Annotated in this window: 14 protein-coding genes and 2 pseudogenes; 3 read left to right on the top strand and 13 right to left on the bottom strand. The window is 70.8% G+C overall.

The window, feature by feature from the left end:
* Nucleotides 1-12 precede the first annotated feature (12 nt).
* The 5 genes from ABZZ74_RS14480 to ABZZ74_RS14460 all read right to left on the bottom strand — a co-directional run bounded on the left by ABZZ74_RS14480 (nt 13) and on the right by ABZZ74_RS14460 (nt 4802).
* Nucleotides 13-933, bottom strand: coding sequence for a PmoA family protein (locus ABZZ74_RS14480; RefSeq protein ID WP_356764608.1), 921 nt, complete (start codon nt 931-933; stop codon nt 13-15).
* A gap of 90 nt (nt 934-1023) precedes the next feature.
* A complete protein-coding gene (locus ABZZ74_RS14475; protein ID WP_356764606.1) occupies nt 1024-2304 on the bottom strand; it encodes an FAD-dependent oxidoreductase in 1281 nt (426 codons plus the stop codon).
* A complete protein-coding gene (locus ABZZ74_RS14470) occupies nt 2301-3095 on the bottom strand; it encodes an amino acid ABC transporter ATP-binding protein (protein ID WP_356764604.1) in 795 nt (264 codons plus the stop codon). The genes ABZZ74_RS14475 and ABZZ74_RS14470 overlap by 4 nt, the downstream gene beginning before the upstream one ends.
* The gene (locus tag ABZZ74_RS14465; RefSeq protein WP_356764602.1) at nt 3092-3859 is read right to left on the bottom strand and encodes an amino acid ABC transporter permease; all 768 of its coding nucleotides are present in this window, start codon (nt 3857-3859) and stop codon (nt 3092-3094) included. The genes ABZZ74_RS14470 and ABZZ74_RS14465 overlap by 4 nt, the downstream gene beginning before the upstream one ends.
* Before the next feature lie 10 nt (nt 3860-3869).
* Nucleotides 3870-4802, bottom strand: a complete 933-nt coding sequence (locus ABZZ74_RS14460; RefSeq protein ID WP_356764600.1) for a transporter substrate-binding domain-containing protein — start codon at nt 4800-4802, stop codon at nt 3870-3872.
* Between the two features lie 200 nt (nt 4803-5002).
* Between ABZZ74_RS14460 and ABZZ74_RS14455 the strand changes: the two genes are divergently transcribed.
* Complete coding sequence (locus ABZZ74_RS14455) at nt 5003-6193, top strand: sugar diacid recognition domain-containing protein (protein WP_356764598.1); 1191 nt, start codon at nt 5003-5005, stop codon at nt 6191-6193.
* Nucleotides 6194-6289: 96 nt separating this feature from the next.
* On the opposite strand, the gene ABZZ74_RS14450 is transcribed toward ABZZ74_RS14455, so the two are convergent.
* The 6 genes and pseudogenes from ABZZ74_RS14450 to ABZZ74_RS14425 all read right to left on the bottom strand — a co-directional run.
* Nucleotides 6290-6955, bottom strand: a complete 666-nt coding sequence (locus tag ABZZ74_RS14450; protein WP_356764596.1) for a dihydrofolate reductase family protein — start codon at nt 6953-6955, stop codon at nt 6290-6292.
* Nucleotides 6955-7476 (bottom strand): SRPBCC family protein, encoded by a 522-nt coding sequence (locus ABZZ74_RS14445; protein ID WP_356764594.1) that lies wholly within the window; start codon nt 7474-7476, stop codon nt 6955-6957. The genes ABZZ74_RS14450 and ABZZ74_RS14445 overlap by 1 nt, the downstream gene beginning before the upstream one ends.
* Complete coding sequence (locus ABZZ74_RS14440; protein WP_356764592.1) at nt 7460-7822, bottom strand: metalloregulator ArsR/SmtB family transcription factor; 363 nt, start codon at nt 7820-7822, stop codon at nt 7460-7462. The genes ABZZ74_RS14445 and ABZZ74_RS14440 overlap by 17 nt, the downstream gene beginning before the upstream one ends.
* A gap of 71 nt (nt 7823-7893) precedes the next feature.
* A complete protein-coding gene (locus ABZZ74_RS14435; RefSeq protein ID WP_133045092.1) occupies nt 7894-8490 on the bottom strand; it encodes a TetR/AcrR family transcriptional regulator in 597 nt (198 codons plus the stop codon).
* Between the two features lie 15 nt (nt 8491-8505).
* A complete protein-coding gene (locus tag ABZZ74_RS14430) occupies nt 8506-10569 on the bottom strand; it encodes a discoidin domain-containing protein (RefSeq protein ID WP_356764590.1) in 2064 nt (687 codons plus the stop codon).
* Nucleotides 10570-10794: 225 nt separating this feature from the next.
* Nucleotides 10795-11160 (bottom strand): annotated as a pseudogene (locus ABZZ74_RS14425) (hypothetical protein); the annotation flags it as partial.
* A gap of 42 nt (nt 11161-11202) precedes the next feature.
* Between ABZZ74_RS14425 and ABZZ74_RS14420 the strand changes: the two are divergent.
* Nucleotides 11203-11523, top strand: coding sequence for a DUF6191 domain-containing protein (locus ABZZ74_RS14420; RefSeq protein WP_356764588.1), 321 nt, complete (start codon nt 11203-11205; stop codon nt 11521-11523).
* On the opposite strand, the gene ABZZ74_RS14415 is transcribed toward ABZZ74_RS14420, so the two are convergent.
* Nucleotides 11423-12733, bottom strand: a complete 1311-nt coding sequence (locus ABZZ74_RS14415) for an aminotransferase class V-fold PLP-dependent enzyme (RefSeq protein ID WP_356764586.1) — start codon at nt 12731-12733, stop codon at nt 11423-11425. The genes ABZZ74_RS14420 and ABZZ74_RS14415 overlap by 101 nt on opposite strands.
* Before the next feature lie 132 nt (nt 12734-12865).
* Here ABZZ74_RS14415 and ABZZ74_RS14410 point away from each other — a divergent pair.
* Nucleotides 12866-13836, top strand: a pseudogene (locus ABZZ74_RS14410) (aminoglycoside phosphotransferase family protein).
* 135 nt (nt 13837-13971) lie between these two features.
* Here ABZZ74_RS14410 and ABZZ74_RS14405 read toward each other — a convergent pair.
* Nucleotides 13972-15450 (bottom strand): glutamate-cysteine ligase family protein, encoded by a 1479-nt coding sequence (locus tag ABZZ74_RS14405; RefSeq protein ID WP_356764584.1) that lies wholly within the window; start codon nt 15448-15450, stop codon nt 13972-13974.
* Nucleotides 15451-15510 lie beyond the last annotated feature (60 nt).

The raw sequence follows: 15510 nt of genomic DNA, 5'->3' as shown, positions 1-15510 counted from the left end.
GGATCGGCGCGGTCACCAGGGCAGACTCGCCAGGTGGGCGCCAACGCGGTCGCGGTCCCAGGCGCCGTCGGCGACCAGGACGCGATAGCGGTAGGCGAAGGACTCGCCGGGCGGCAGCGTGAACTCCTCGAAGTACGCCCAGGAGACGGCGACCATGGCGAACGGCTCCATGTGTGTGAACCAGTGCGACTCGTGGATCGCCGACTTCTGGTCCAGGTTCTCGGGCGCGTGCGCGAAGACGAGGGTGGAGTGCGCGTCGGCCTCGTCGTGCTCGGCGGTGCAGGCGAGCCAGGGGCCCTGCGAGCCGTTCAGCTTCTCGCCGTCGAGGTCGGGGCCGAAGACCGTGCCGCCGGTGAAGTCACGGGGGCCGCGCCAGCCTAGGCCGGTATATCCGGCCGACTCCCGGCCCGCGGTGGTCGGGGAGCCGAAGACGAGGGGTTCGTCACGGGTGTTGGTCAGATGGATCGACCAGTCCAGCGCCCAGGCGCCGGCTTCCTCGTCGACGGAGTGGACGGCGATCCCGCGCCGCTCGCGCGCCCACCGCGCACCGCCGCGCGTGCTCCAGGTGAGCTCCTCGGTGAAGGCGAGGCGGTCGTCGTCGACCGTCAGCTCGGCGAAGCCGTCGTGGCGCATCGAGCCGACGCGTTCGGGTAGCGGCAGGTAACCCCGGCCGTGCACATAGGAGTTGCCGCCCCAGAAGTTCTGGCCCGAGAGATGACTGGCCGTCATCTGCAGGCCCTTGTGCCAGCGGTGGTCACTGGGCCGGTAGCGGGTCACCGTCCGCCCGGCGAGGGTGCGCACGGGGTGCGCGTACGGTTTGGGGGATTCGAAGGGGTCTGGGTCGGGGCGGTGGACGTACCGGAGGATCTCGGTGCCGTCCACCGCCGCGACCGCGAGATGCTCGCCGTACGCGTGACTGACTCGGATGCCCATGCGCGCTCCAGTGGGGTGGTCTCCGTGCATGCCTCCGCAGCAGCACAGAAAGCGCTTGTGTCCTGGGCGACCCTAGGCGCGCGGCGAATGTCAGGACAACCCCTGTGCAGTGATCGACCGGTCGAAGCGGAACGGCGCGAGGACCTCCGGGCGGTGGCCGGTGCGGATGTACTCGGTCAGCCGGTGGCCGGTGACCGGGCCCAGGGTGATGCCGAGCATGCCGTGGCCGGTGGCGGCGAAGGCGTTGTCGTAGCCGGGCAGCCGGTCGACGACGGGCAGCCCGTCGGGCAGGAAGGGCCGTCCGCCGACCCAGGGATCGCGGATCTGGCCGACCAGGTCGTCGGGGTCCTCGAACCACTTCCCCAGGTAGTGCCGGCTGGCGAGGGCGACGGCGACCACACGGCGCCAGTCCAGCCGGTTGTTGTTGCCACTCAGCTCCATCGTGCCGCCGATGCGCGTGGTCGAGCCGATGGGCGAGGCGACGGCCCGGCGCTCGCCGAAGTAGAGGGTGTGCCGGGGGGCCGGATCGAGGTCGACCGAGAAGCTGTAGCCCTTGCCGGCCTGCAACGGCAGGGGCCGGCCAAGGGCGCGGAGCAGACCGGCCGAGCGCATGCCGGCCGCGATGACGACGCCGGAGCAGGGAAGTTCGCCCGTGGTGGTCGACACCGCGGTGACCCGCCCCGCCGCCGTACGGAATCCGGTGACCCCGGTGTTCTCGTGCACCTTGACCCCCAGCGCGGCGAGCGCCTCGGCGAGCCCGCGCGCGAAGGCCTCGGGGTCGACCACGCCCTCCCCCTCCACCAGGTAGGCCGCGCGCACCTGCGGGGACAGCGCGTCGTCCAGCAGCCGGGCCTCCTCGCCGGTGACGACGTCGTCCGGCAGCGGATAGCGCCCGTCGGCCATCTCCCGCTGGAGCGCGAGGTGATGACGGGCCTCGGTCGCTGAGAGGAACGCGTGCACCATGCCCGGGCGGGTCAGGGTGGTCCCGACACCCGCCGCGCGCAGGCCGTCGAAGAGATCGAAGGTGTCGCGGTTCAGCTCGGCGATCGCCGCGTAACCGCGCCGGAAGGCGGCCGGTGTGCTGCTGCGCCAGAACCGCCACAGCCAGCGCGCGAACGCCGGGTCGGGCAGCGGCCGCAGATACAGGGGCGAGTCCGGGCGGCCCAGGGAGCGCAGGGCGTACCGCACAACGCCCGGAGCGGGTACCGGTGTCGAGTGACTCAGGCAGACCCAGCCGGCGTTGCCGCGCGAGGCACCGGAACCGATGGCGCGTCGCTCGACGACCTCGACCGGCATGCCCTCCCGGGCCAGGTAGTACGCGGCGCACAGCCCCACGACCCCGCCGCCCACCACCACCAGGGGAGCGCTCATGACGCGGACCCGTACGCGGCGAGGAACTCCCGGGTCCGGCGCTCGACCGGACGGTCGAGGACGTCCTGGGGCCGGCCCTCCTCCACGATCCGGCCGCCGTCGACGAAGACGACATGGTCGGACACCTCACGGGCGAAGGGCAGTTCATGCGTCACCAGCAGCATCGTCATCCCGTCCGCCGCCAGTTCACGCATCACGGTGAGAACCTCGCGGGTGGACTCCGGGTCCAGGGACGACGTCGGTTCGTCGAAGAGCAGCACTTCGGGGCGGAGCGCGAGTGCCCGGGCGATGGCGACGCGCTGCTGTTCGCCGCCGGAGAGCTGGTCGGGCCGGGCGAGTCCGCGGTGGGCGACACCGACCCGGCGCAGCAGGGTGACGGCCCGCTCCAGGGCCTCCGCCTCGGCGATGCCCGCCTTGCGCTGGGCCAGCACGATGTTCTCCACGGCCGTCAGATGCGGGAAGAGGTTGAACTTCTGGAAGACCATGCCGACGGTACGGCGCAGCGCGGGCAGATCCCGGCAGACGGTCCGCCCGCCGCTGTGCACCACCTCGCCGGCCACCTCGACCGTGCCCCGGTCGGGCCGTTCCAACAGGTTGACGCAGCGCATCAGCGTCGTCTTGCCGCCGCCGCTCTGCCCGATGACGCTGACGATACGTCCGCGGTCGACCTCCAGGCTCACGTCGTCGAGGACGAGACGCCCGTCGAAGGACTTGCTCAGCCCCTCGATCCGGACCACCGCCCCGGCGCGGGCTGCGGCCACGGTCTTCGCCGTGGCGACGGGCTCGGTCATACGACGGCCTCCTTCCGGTCATTGACGCGGTCGTTGACGTTGTCGAGGTCGGCGGCGAGCAGCGCTCGCGCGGCGCGCACCCGGCGCCGGCGCCGCGGGGAGAGCGGGACGCCCGCCCGGACCTTGCGCTCCAGCAGCAGGAGGAGCTGCGACAGCGGATAGCACAGGGCGAAGTAGACGGCGGAGATGACCAGGTAGACCTCCAGCGCGCGGAAGGTCTCCGAGGTGATCAGCCGCCCCTCCGACATCAGCTCGGCGGCGGAGACGGTGACGAGCAGCGACGTGGACTTCAGCAGGTCGACCAGCATGGTGTTGGTGCCGGGCAGCGCCTGCCGTACCGCCTGCGGCAGGACGATGTGGGCGAAGATGCCCGCCCTGCCGAGACCCAGCGCCTCGCCGGCCTCCGTCTGCCCCTCGTGCACGCCGCTGATGGCGGACCGGAAGATCTCGGACAGGTACGCGGCGTAGAAGACGATCAGGCTGAGACAGCCGGCCGTGAACACGTCCAGCCGGATCCCGGCCGAGGCGAGCCCGAAGTAGGTGAGGAAGATGATGGCCAGCAGGGGGACGTTCTTGAACACCTCGGTGTAGACGGCGGCGACGGCCCGGGCGGGCCAGACCTTGCTGAGCCGCAGCAGTGCCACCACCAGGCCGAGCACCACCGCGCCGGCGAAGCTGACCACCGTGTAGGAGACGGTCCGTCCGAGGGCGTCGAGCAGGTCGGGACGGTAGTCGGACCAGGGGACCTGGAAGAGACCGGACATGGTCATCCCCTCACTTACCGATGGACGGCGGCGTCCAGTTCGCGGGCCGGTCCACGCCACGGCGTGCGGTGGCGACATCGGCGGCGGGCTTGAGGAACTGCTCGGGGTCACCGCCGTACTTCTGCACGAGCTTGGCCATCTCCCCGTCGGTGTACATCGCGTCGATCTGCGCGGAGATCGCCTTCTCCAGCTTCCCCGCCTGCTTGGGGAGGTAGAAGCCGGTCTGGTAGGGCTGGAAGTACTGGTAGGCGGGCTTGGCCTTGACCTCGGCGGCGGTCGGCGGGGTCAGGTACTCGGTGCTGATCTTCAGGTCGGGGCGCTGCTTCTGCGCCGCGATGATGAGCAGCGGGTCGAGGAAGCCGACGTCGATGCGGCCTGCGCCGAGGTCGTCGAAGACACCGTTGGCGTCCGGGTAGGCGTGCAGCTTGGCGCCGGGCACGGACTGGATGGACTTGACCCAGACGTAGCCCTCGACGGTGCCCAGGTTCAGGCCCTTGAGGTCGTCGACCGTCTTGTACGTCTTGCCGTCGCGCACCGCCATCGCCGGGGGCGAGTAGTAGGGCGGGTCGGTGAACAGGCCCTGTTTCTGCCGCTCGGCGGACCAGGCGACACCGCCGACGGTGATGTCCACCCGGCGGGACTGCACCCCGGCCAGCATCCCGGCGAAGTCGGTGACCTGCGGCTTGATCCGCAGACCCAGCTTCTTGGCGACGGCCGTGAGGATGTCGCCGTCCAGGCCGACGATCTTGCCGCCCCGGACCGTGGTGTACGGGGCGTAGGGCTCGACGGCGACCTTGATGACCCCGGGCGTGAGGGTGCCGAGGGCGGCGGTCTTCGCCGAGACGTTCTTGGGGTCGTCGCCACCGCCGGAGCCGCATGCGGCCACCGTCGAGAGCAACGCCCCGGTCAGGAGGGCGGATATGAGGGAACGCGCACGGATCATCGCTTCGGGCCTTCCGTCTGGGCTGAAGGGACCCGCCGTTCACCGCGCTGTGCCCTCGGCGGGGTTCTGATTGGGGCCATACGCTAGGGATCGCGCAGGCACGCGTCATCGGTCACTCCGTACGAGGTTGTGGCCGAAATCGCCCCCTCCCCTGTACGGTGCGGCCAAACCGGAACCGGCCCGTCGGCGGGAGGAACACCGTGCTGAGCCCGTCACTCGCGCAGGAGATCGCCGCGGACACCTCCGCCGTCATCGGCTTCAACGTGCTGATCACCGACTCGGACGGCATGGTCATCGGCAGCGGTGACACCAGCCGGGTGGGCACCTTCCACGAGGCGTCCGTCGAGGTCGTACGCACCCAGGAACCCGCCACCCACACCGCGGCCGAGGCCCAGCGGCTGCGCGGGGTGCGGCCCGGCTGCACTCTGCCCCTGGTCACCGGTGGTCGGGCGGTGGGCACGGTCGGCATCACCGGGACCCCTGCCCAGGTGCGCCGTTTCGGTCTGCTGGTCAAGCGCCAGACGGAGATCCTGCTGCGCGAGTCGGTGATGCTCCGCTCCCGTCTGCTGGCCGAGCGGGCCGCGGAGAAGCTGCTGGCCGACATCGCCTCGTACGATCCGCAGGTCGTCGAGGGCGAGTTCCTGATGTTCCGCGCCGCCGAACTCGGCTTCGACCTGCGCCTGCCACGGGTCGCGGTGGCCATCGAGGTGGGCGTGCCCAGCACGACGGCCCGTCGGCACCGTACGCCGACCCAGGACATGGCGCTGATCCGCTCGGAACTGCTGCGCACGGTCCGCGAGGTCTTCGCCGACCCGCAGGACGTCGTGGCCTCCACGACTCCCGGATGGATCGGCGTGCTGCACCGGCTCACCGACCGCAACCCGGCGGCTGACCTGCTGGCCGCCTGCCGCCGGGTCACCGATGTGATCGCCGCCCAGGACGGGCTGACCGCCCGCGCCGGCATCGGCGAGCCCGCGGCCTCCGTCGGCGGACTGCACGACTCCTACCAGGACGCCTGTGACGCGCTGCGCCTGGGTTCCCGGCTCGCGGACGGCTCCCGGGTCCACGCCATCGGCGACCTGCGCGTCCACCAGCTCCTGGCCGCCGTCGGCCAGCCCGCGCGCGGACGTCTGCTCGACCTGACCACGGCCGAACTGCGCGCCCAGCCGGACTGGCCGGCGCTGCGGGACACGATCACTGCGTGGTGCGAGAGCGGCTTCAACCTCGTACGGGCCTCGGCGGCCCTGCACATCCACCGCAACACGGTCGTCTACCGCATGAACAAGATCGAGCAGGTCACCGGCCGCCCGCTGCGGGAGCACCGCACCACCATGGCCCTGTATCTTGCCTGTCTCGCGGACCAGTTGGCGGGCGGCGAGGAGGCCCGCTGAGGGAGCCTCGTCCCTGACCCGTCAACGGGTGGAGACGGTCACCGCTCCGCCGCTCTGCCTGGGGGTGCCGCCCCACCTTCGCCGTGGGGAGGCCGGCTACCGCTTCTCGACGGTGTAGGTCAGGTGGGTCACCCGGGACGAGGCGTCCGTGCGGGTCTGACGCAGGCCGAGGTGGTCGGGGTCCACGTGGTCGAACAGGCGGATGCCGGTGCCGAACAGGACGGGGGCCAGCGTGATCGAGAACTCGTCGATCAGGCCGCTGTCCAGGTACTGCTGGATCGTCTCGGCGCCCCCCGCGATGCGCACGTCCCGGTCGCCCGCGGCCTCGCGGGCCTGGCGCAGGGCGCTGTCGATACCGTCGTTGACGAAGTGGAAGGTCGTACCTCCCGGCCGCTCCCAGGGGTCACGCTCGGTGTGGGTGACGACGAACACCGGAGTGTGGAACGGCGCCTCCTCCGGCCATGCCAGCTCGCCGCCGTCGAACATGCGCTTGCCCATGACGCTCGCGCCGGTGCGCTCGTACGTCGCCCGGGCGATGTCGTTGTCGACACCCTCCTCGCCGCCCTCGCCGAGTTTCAGGCTCTCCCTGAACCACCGCTGCGGGAACAGCCACGCCTGCAGCTCCGACCACTTCGCCATCCAGCGCCGGGTCCTCGGGTCGTTCTGGCCCTCGGGCGAGAACACGTACTGGACGGGCACCGCCTCCGGCGCCATGAAGCCGTCCAGTGACATCGTCACACTGAAGAACACCTTCCCGGCCATCAGCCCTCCGCTCCCTTCGGCGCCGTCTCGTTCCCGGTGAGTTCGGCGACGTAGGCCGCCAGGTTGCTCAGCGTCTGCTCGCCGCCCTCGATCGCGTGGTACTTCTCCACGGCCTCGTCGCGCAGTTCCCTGGTGGGGAAGACCGTGCGCATCACGATCCGGGTCCGCTCACCGGCCGGCGCGAAGGTCAGGACCGACTCGAAGGCGTTCGGATCGTCGCGCGACTCACCGTGCAGCAGCGCGATCCGCTCCGGCGCGGCGATCTCCCGCCAGGTGATCCACTCCTGGTAGTCGGTTCCGTCCGGCCCGTGCATCACGAAGTCCCAGACTCCGCCGACGCGGAACTCGAAGCTCCGCGTCGTGGTGGTGAAGCCCTCCGGCCCCCACCATCGCGACAGGTGCCGTACCAGCGTGAACGCCTTGAACACCAGCTCCCGGGGTGCGTCGATCACCCGGGAGATCACGATCTCGCGGTCCGCCGTCGTGGGCGGGGGCTCGCCGCCGCTACTGGTCGTCGTCATCGTGGGGTTCCTCCTGCCTTGTCTGCTTCAACTCCTGCACGTACTCGTCCAGCCGGTCGAAGCTCTCGCTCCAGAACCGCTCGAATCCGCCCACCCACTCGTGGACCGGCCGCAGCCCGCGGGCGTCCAGCCCGTACAGGCGCTGCTTGCCCATCCCGCGGACCCGTACGAGCCCGACCTCCCGGAGGACCCGCAGGTGCTTGGACGCCTGCGGCTGGGTCATGCCCAGGTCCCTTGCCAGGTCGGTCACGGGCCGCTCGCCGCCCCGCAGCAGTACCAGGATCTCCCGCCGCTGCGGTTCGGCGATCGCGTTGAACGCGTCCGAGGTCGTCGCCGCTCGTGCCATGAGGCCATCATATGCCTATATCGGCATGCGTCAACGCAGCGACCGCCGCACCGTGCCCCCGCAGGGTGTCCCTAGTCGGCTCGCACCAGTCCCGCGACATGGGTGATCACCGTGTCGAGGATGTCCGCCCAGGCCGACTCGTCACCGAGGACCAGGTAGTTGAGGGTCAGGCCGTCGGTCATGGCGGCGAGGTAGCGGGCCAGGGCGGTGGCGGGGACGCGGAGCCGGAGGTCCCTGCCCTGGCTCAGGCGCTGGATCAGGTCGGTGTAGGCGATGCCGTAGAGCTCGTACTGGCGGCGGGCCAGGTGCTCGAACCCCGGCTCGCGCAGGGCGTACTGGGTGAGCTCGTAGGTGAGCATGTGCTCGTCGGGGTGGGCACGGACGTGGTCCCAGTACGCCTGGAAGCCGGCCCGGACGGTGTCCTCGAGGGTGGCCCGGGGGCGCAGCGCCTGCGTCACCACGCTCACCGAGTGGTCGGTGAGCGTGGTGATGACGGACTCCACCAGGGCCTGCTTGGAGTCGAAGCAGTAGTGGAAGACGCTCAGCGACACGCCGGCCTCGGCGGCGATGGACCGGGTCGTCGTCTTCGCGACTCCGTCCCGGGCCATCGCCCTGATCGCCGCCTCCGTCAGCTGCCGGCGCCGCTCGGCCGACGGCATCCGTGCCATGCGTGAACTCCCGCCTCAGGCGCTGTGAACACCGACCTCGTACAGTGAGTATCCCCAGTCGGTGCCCCGCTGGAGGCCCTGGACGCGAACGTAGCGGGCCGGTGTCCCGGCGAACACGGCGGTGTCCAGTCCGCCGTCACCGGAGGAAGTGGACCACACCGTCTGCCAGTTGGTGCCGTCGGTGGAGAGGTCGATGCGGTACGCCTTGCCGTAGGCCCGCTCCCAGTCGAGCGTGACCCGCCCCACCCGGTGGGTGGAGCCCAGGTCGATGCGCAGCCACTGGTCGTCGCTCCAGTCGCCGGCCCAGCGGGTGTCGCGGGTGCCGTCCAGGGCCCGGTCCGGGGCGTAGCTGGTGAAGGGGTTCCACTCCGCCGAACTGGCCGTCGCGGAGGCTCCGTCGGCGAGATTGACCGAGGCCTCGTGCCGCTCGGTCGCGCCCCAGGTGTCGAGGTAGGACTCGGCGCCCCGGAAGAGGTCGCTCACGACGTCCTGGCCGCCGACCTTGCGGATGTCCTCGATCCAGTCGGGGATCAGACCGACGTGGGCGCCGCCGTCGGTGTTGATGTCCCAGGTGCGTTCGCCGGTGACCTGCCGGTCGATGACGGAGCCTCCGTCGGTGCTCCTGAAGGGGTAGGTCACCTTGTTCGGGGCGTCGGCGCCGCGCGGGGCGGGATGTGAGCCGACGCCGTTGAAGTCGGTGCCGTAGCCGTAGCCGACCCCGTACTTGTCGCGCAGCGCCTTGGTGCGGGCGGCCTCCGCGACGAAGTCCTGCGATCCGTGCATGTACTGGGCGGCGAAACCCCCGAGCCTGTAGACGCGTTCGGTCCAGTTCAGGTCCATCCAGCTGTGCGAGGAGAGCACTCCGGGGTAGGAGTCGGCCTCGAAGATGTCGAGCGCGCGGCCGACGGCCTTGACGCTCATGTGGTCGATCTCCAGCATCATCTTGCGTTTCATCATGCCGCGTACGGCGTACTCGCCCAGGTCGGTGAGCCCGCGGGTGTTGCACTGGGCGTCACCGCTGTACGACGGGACGCTCACTCCGGCCGGGAGGTCCTCCTCTGCGGCCGAGGGGGAGGCGCCGTTGATGGGGTTGTCGTGCTGCGGGCCGGTGCACTTCTCGGTCTTCCAGAAGGTGCCGGTCGACAGGAACTGCCCGACGTTGATGGCCGTTCCGAGACCTCCCTCGTCGAAGCGGACGCCGCACAGCGCGTTGTCGAACTTGTGGCACAGGAACATCGAGCGCACGCCCAGCGAGTACAGCTCGTCGAGCCCCTTGTCGATGTCGGCCTTGCTGCACTGCGGGATGTCCAGGATCTGCTTGCAGCCGAAGGGTTCCGATGTCTCGACCCCCAGGACGACCGCCAGCTTCCCCTGCTCGATGACCTGCCGGGCCTGCGCGCTGTCGGTGACGATCCGGAACCAGCCCTTGCCCGGGCCGCCGTACATCTTGTCGACGTACGCCTGGAGTTCGTAGGTCAGCTTCGCCTGGAGCCGGATCGAGGTCATCTCGTCGCAGCTGCGGTCCTTGAAGAAGTACACCGAGCAGATCACGCCGTTGGTGACGAGGTCGTTGACGAGGACCCGCTGTCCGCCGCGCCAGGCCCGCTCGACCCAGGCGTAGTAGTTGGCCTGGTGGGTCATCGAGTCGTAGGCGGGCCAGTCCTTGAAGGTGGGCCAGCCGACCGGGTCGTGCCGGCCGTCGCCGCCGTGGGTGATGTAGTCGAAGACCGCGAGCGTGCCGTCGGGGTAGTGCTCGGGGCAGTCCTTGAGGGCGTCGGCGACGCCCGCCTCGGAGAAGACCTTGCCGCAGATCAGCCGTCCGCCGAAGGCCTCGTTGGAGAAGAGGTGGTCGTGCGCGTCGATGAACCCCCGTACCTCGCCCGCCGAGTTGCTGCCCGTGAAGGGCTCGCCGGTGACGTTGATCCGGGAGTCCGGCGTCGGGCGTGCGGTGGGGATCCACCACTCGTCGCCGGCGGCCGAACTCGGCGTCGGCCCGAGCGCGATGGTGAGCACCAGCAGGAGCAGCGACACCAGGGTGACGTTCCTGCGGCGGCGGTACGTGCGTGGAGTCGGCGTCACTGCCCACGTCCCTCGGTCGGCGGGATGGCCCGGTTGACGAACCCTTGGGTTTGTCATGATCGGCACAAGATATGCGACGAGGATCGCGACGGCCGCGTTCCGAGTCAAGAGTCCGGGACGCTTGACCTGATAGCGGGTGGCGCCCGACCGGCGGGCGCACGCACGGCCGGGCTCCCCCGCTCGCCGGCGGATCGCGGCGAGTGAGGGAGCCCGGCGCGGGAGTTCTCAGGAGCAGGTGGGCACGCCGTCCAGCCAGGCCGGGCCCTTGATGTAGATGTTCGTCATCCACGCCTTGTAGTCGGGCAGGTAGGCCCAGGCGTCGTTGGTGTAACCGTCGGAGGTGACGACCTCCGCGTGCTTCTGGCACTCGACGCGGATGGTGGTGGAGTCCGGGAAGGCGTAGACACGGTCCGCGCTGACGGAGGGCGCCGTCTTCGTCCAGACGCCGGTGCCCCAGGTCTGGAAGACATGTCCGGTGACCGCCCCGGTGTTGACGCGGACGGCCCCGAAGTAGTCGCCGCCCAGGCGGACGTCACTGACCATCAGATGCGTGCCGGACTGCTTCGCCTCGACCATCTTGCCCGCGCCGAGAAGGGCTTGCGCCGTCGCCTCCGCGGCGTAGATCCTCGGGCCATGGGATTCGCCGTCTTCATGACCTTGCCCGGGCTGGTCATCCTGCTGACCGCCGTGGCCTTCGTGGATCAGCTGCTTGTGCGGGCCGGGCGGGCAGGTCTGTTGCCCTGGCGCAACAGCGTCCGGCAGGGCCAGATCTCGGCGACCGGTTTCGAGCAGCTCCACGCGAGCTTCTCGCCCGGCAAGCAGAACGAGCTGAAGGAGCGTCAGTCGTCCCTGGTCATGCGGGACGACGAGGAGGACGGGGCGCCGCCGAACCGGACGACGGTGGACCTGGACGGAGGGGTCGCTGTCGTCCGGGTGCCGCAGGCCGACCAGTAGCGGCCCAGTCGCCCAGCACCGGAACGCACTCCTCGGCGAAGTGCTCGTAGTCGTCGGCGGTGTTGTAGACGTGGGCGGACAGGCGCAGATACCCGATGCCGTCGAAGCTGGTGAAGGCGGCCTCCACGTCGAGTTCGCGGGCGACCCGGTCGCGCAGCGCGTCGGCCTCGACCCGGGTGGTGCCGAGGCCGTCGGGGAGCCGTACGAGGCGCATGCCGGGGACGGGCATGCCGACGTCGACGTGGCTGTCCTCGCCGGTGAGCCGGGTGATGGCGGTGCCGATCACCTGGGCGCCGTAGTCGGCGAGCTCGTCCATGTAGCGGCGGGCGGAGGACCAGCCCCAGCTGCGTTCGACGAAGGCGAGGGCGGTCGGCGCGGCGAGGTAGGAGGTGGCGTCCAGCGTGCCCTGCTGGTCGAAGCGGTCGGGGTACGGATCCGGGGCGCCCCAGGAGTCGATGAGCGGGTGCAGCCGCTCACGCAGGGGCCCGCGGGCGACCAGAACTGCGGTACCGCGCGGGGCACAGCCCCATTTGTGCAGGTTGCCGGTCCAGAAGTCGTACGTGGCGTCCGCGAGCGGCGCGGCGAGCAGCCCGGGCGCGTGCGCGCCGTCGACCAGCATCGCCACGCCCCGGCGCCGCGCCTCGGCGCCGATCCGCTCAACGGGCAGCCGGCGCGCGGTCGCCGAGGTGATCTGGTCGACGACCACCAGCTCCGTGGCCTCCCCGATCTCGGCGACCACCGCCTCGTACGCCTGGTCCTCGTCCGCGTCGAGCGGCACATGCGCGGTCCGCACCCGTCCGCCCCACCTGCGCGCCAGCCGCTCGGCACCCATGGTGACCGCCCCGTAGCCGTGGTCGGTGACGACGATCTCCCCGCCGCCCCGCCGGTCGAGCGCGGCGTACACCACGCTGGCACCGGCGCTGGCGTTCGGCACCAGGGCGAGATCGGCGGCGTCGACACGCAGGAATGCGGCGAGGTCGGCCCGGGTGGCGGCGAGGCGCTGGGGCAGCGCGGGGAACCACACCACCGGCGAGCGCTCCATCTCCGCGCGCAGCGCCTCCTGCCGCCGCTGGGCCACCAGGGGAACCGCGCCGAACGAACCGTGGTTCAGATGTCTGAGCGCCGGGTCCAGCGACCACGCCTCGACGGCGAGCCTGCCGTCGGCCAGCAGCAGGGGGTCGGGCGCGGTGACCAGCTCAGTCTTGCTCACGTACGACAGCCTCCGGGGAACAGACGGTGACTCGGCATCCTGACATGGGGGTGATCGGGGCAGGACGCCCGGGTCGGCCCCAAGGGAAATGCGGTTGACCCCGGCCGAGGTCCCACGGTCGTATGACCACCGATGACCACAGGGCAGATGCACCCCCGCCTGCACCCCGTCGACGACGATCTCGTACGGCGGCTGATCACCGACCGGTTCCCGCGGTGGGCGGAGCTGCCGATCGAGCGGTTTCCCTCCGGCGGGACGGTCAACGCCATGTTCCGGCTCGGGCAGGACATGGTCGTACGGCTTCCGCTGGTGGAAGGCGGCGCCAAGGACGTCGCGCTGGAGCAGCAGTGGCTGCCGCGGCTCGCTTCCTCGCTGCCCACGGCCGTGCCGGAGGTGCTCGGGGCCGGGGAGCCGGGTCACGGGTATCCGTGGCCGTGGTCGGTGTACCGCTGGCTGCCGGGACGGAACCCGGAGGCGGGGGCGTTGGCGGAGCCCGTGGCGCTGGCCGGGGATCTGGCCGCGTTCGTGCAGGCGATGCGCGGCGTCACGTTGCCGGGCGCTCCGCGGGCCCATCGTGGAGGGCCGCTCGCCGAACTGGACGCGGAGACGCGGGCGGCGGTCGAGCGACTGCGCGGGATTCCGGAGGAGGGTGTCGACTGCGACGCCGTCCTCGCCGTGTGGGAGGACGCGCTGGGGGTCCCGGGCTGGGACGGGCCGAGGGTGTCGACTGCGACGCCGTCCTCGCCGTGTGGGAGGACGCGCTGGGGGTCCCGGGCTGGGACGGGCCGCCGGTGTGGCTGCACGCGGATCTGATGCCGGGCAATCTGCTCGTGGACGCCGGCCGACTGACCGCTGTGATCGATTTCGGCTGCATGGGCATGGGAGATCCGGCCTGCGACCTGTTCCCGGCGTGGAATCTGCTGCCCGCCGGAGCCCGGGAGGTCTTCCGCGAGGAACTCGGCGTGGACGCGGCCACCTGGCGGCGCGGGCGCGCACGGACGCTGTCACAGGCGGTGATCGCGCTGCCGTACTACCGCGAGACGAACCCCGCGATGGCGGGCAACGCGCGCCACGTCATCCGGACGGTACTGGACGGCGATTGACCGGCGTCCTGTCGCACGGCATGTCACCCGGGCCAGGGGGACGGCGAATGACCAGCTACGAGGAACGGCGGTTGACCAGTGCTCCTCGCCTCGCCCATGCCATTCCGGCCATCTGACAGAGAGATTGACGGCCCGTCACTCCACCGGCCACGTGTGAACCGGTGCGTTGAGGTGCATGTAGTCCTTGTACGTCGTGGTCATCCGGCGCAGTGCCTCGCGCCGGTCGAAGCCTCTGTTCTTCTCCAGGTGGTGGACCATCTCCGCCTGCCACAGGGCGCCGTTGCGACCGGTGACGCAGCGCTGCTCGATGACGCCGAGCAGGGGCTCGCGCCAGTCCGCGTCCATGCCGGCCAGCTCCAGCCCCCGGTGGGCCAGCGGCAGCAGGCGCCGCAACACCAGTTCGGTGACCGGGACTTCACCCACACCGGGCCAGTAGAGGCGGGCGTCGATGCCGTCGCGCGCCGCGGTGTGCAGGTTCTCCTCGGCGACCGCGAAGGACATCCGCGTCCACACCGGCCGGTCGTCGTCGACGAGGGCGCGGGTGAGGCCGTAGTAGAAGGCGCCGTTGGCGATGATGTCCGCCACGGTGGGGCCCGCGGGCAGCACACGGTTCTCGATGCGCAGATGCGGGCCGCTGTCGGTGACGGCGTACACAGGGCGGTTCCAGCGGTAGATCGTGCCGTTGTGCAGGGTCAGTTCGCCCAGTTGCGGAACACCGCCGGCGTCGAACGTGCGCTGCGGGTCCTCCTCGTCGCAGATCGGCAGGAGGGCCGGGTAGTAGCGCACGTTCTCCTCGAAGAGGTCGAAGACGCTGGTGATCCAGCGCTCGCCGAACCACACCCGGGGCCGTACGCCCTGCGCCTTGATCTCCTCGGGGCGGGTGTCCGTGGCCTGTTCGAACAGCGGGATGCGGGTCTCGCGCCACAGCTCCCTGCCGAAGAGGAAGGGCGAGTTGGCGGCGAGCGCGGTCTGCACGCCGGCGACGGCCTGGGCCGCGTTCCAGTAGTCCGCGAACTCCTTCGGGTCGACCTGGAGATGGAACTGGGTGCTGGTGCAGGCGGCCTCGGGGGTGATGGCGTCGGCGTACATCGCCAGCCGCTCCACGCCGTCCACGTTGATCCGCAGGTCCTCGCCGCGGGCCGCGAAGATCTGCTCGTTGAGCAGCCGGTAGCGGGGATCGCCGGACAGGGCGGCCTCGCCGACGTCCGTCTCGCCCAGCGTCGGCAGGATGCCGATCATGATCAGATGCGCGCCGACGGCCGCGGCGCGTTCCTCGGCGTGGTTGAGCGCGTCACGGATCGCCTGCTCCCAGGCGCCGGGGCCGCCGGTCGTCAGCTGCCGGGGCGGGATGTTGATCTCCAGGTTGAAGCGGCCCAGCTCGCTCGACCATGCGGGGTCGGCGATCGCCTGCAGCACCTCGGTGTTGCGCATCGCGGGCAGCCCGTGCGAGTCCACCAGGTTGAGCTCGATCTCCAGCCCCACCTGGGGCCGCTCGCTCTCGAAGCCGGACTCGCGCAGCATCTGCGCCAGTACGTCGAGACAGGTGTGCATCTTGTCCCGGTACCGACGCCGGTCCTCCCGCGTGAACACCAGGGCCGGCACATCACGTCCCATGCGACCTCCCCAGTAGCCTCGGCGGATACCCCCAGCGTCCCACCACGGGCGGCCCTCGGA

Source organism: Streptomyces sp. NPDC006476 (assembly GCF_040612015.1).
In the GTDB taxonomy this organism is placed as follows: Bacteria; Actinomycetota; Actinomycetes; order Streptomycetales; family Streptomycetaceae; genus Streptomyces; species Streptomyces griseorubiginosus_B.
The sequence above is the reverse complement of the archived record's forward strand: the minus strand, read 5'-3'. Positions and strand labels throughout refer to the sequence as shown.

Bases quoted from the DNA above. Each gene is read 5' to 3' on its own strand.
- ABZZ74_RS14480 (WP_356764608.1), bottom strand. From the start codon at position 933: ATGGGCATCCGAGTCAGTCACGCGTACGGCGAGCATCTCGCGGTCGCG.
- ABZZ74_RS14475 (WP_356764606.1), bottom strand. From the start codon at position 2,304: ATGAGCGCTCCCCTGGTGGTGGTGGGCGGCGGGGTCGTGGGGCTGTGC.
- ABZZ74_RS14470 (WP_356764604.1), bottom strand. From the start codon at position 3,095: ATGACCGAGCCCGTCGCCACGGCGAAGACCGTGGCCGCAGCCCGCGCC.
- ABZZ74_RS14465 (WP_356764602.1), bottom strand. From the start codon at position 3,859: ATGTCCGGTCTCTTCCAGGTCCCCTGGTCCGACTACCGTCCCGACCTG.
- ABZZ74_RS14460 (WP_356764600.1), bottom strand. From the start codon at position 4,802: ATGATCCGTGCGCGTTCCCTCATATCCGCCCTCCTGACCGGGGCGTTG.
- ABZZ74_RS14450 (WP_356764596.1), bottom strand. From the start codon at position 6,955: ATGGCCGGGAAGGTGTTCTTCAGTGTGACGATGTCACTGGACGGCTTC.
- ABZZ74_RS14445 (WP_356764594.1), bottom strand. From the start codon at position 7,476: ATGACGACGACCAGTAGCGGCGGCGAGCCCCCGCCCACGACGGCGGAC.
- ABZZ74_RS14440 (WP_356764592.1), bottom strand. From the start codon at position 7,822: ATGGCACGAGCGGCGACGACCTCGGACGCGTTCAACGCGATCGCCGAA.
- ABZZ74_RS14435 (WP_133045092.1), bottom strand. From the start codon at position 8,490: ATGGCACGGATGCCGTCGGCCGAGCGGCGCCGGCAGCTGACGGAGGCG.
- ABZZ74_RS14420 (WP_356764588.1), top strand. From the start codon at position 11,203: ATGGGATTCGCCGTCTTCATGACCTTGCCCGGGCTGGTCATCCTGCTG.
- ABZZ74_RS14405 (WP_356764584.1), bottom strand. From the start codon at position 15,450: ATGGGACGTGATGTGCCGGCCCTGGTGTTCACGCGGGAGGACCGGCGT.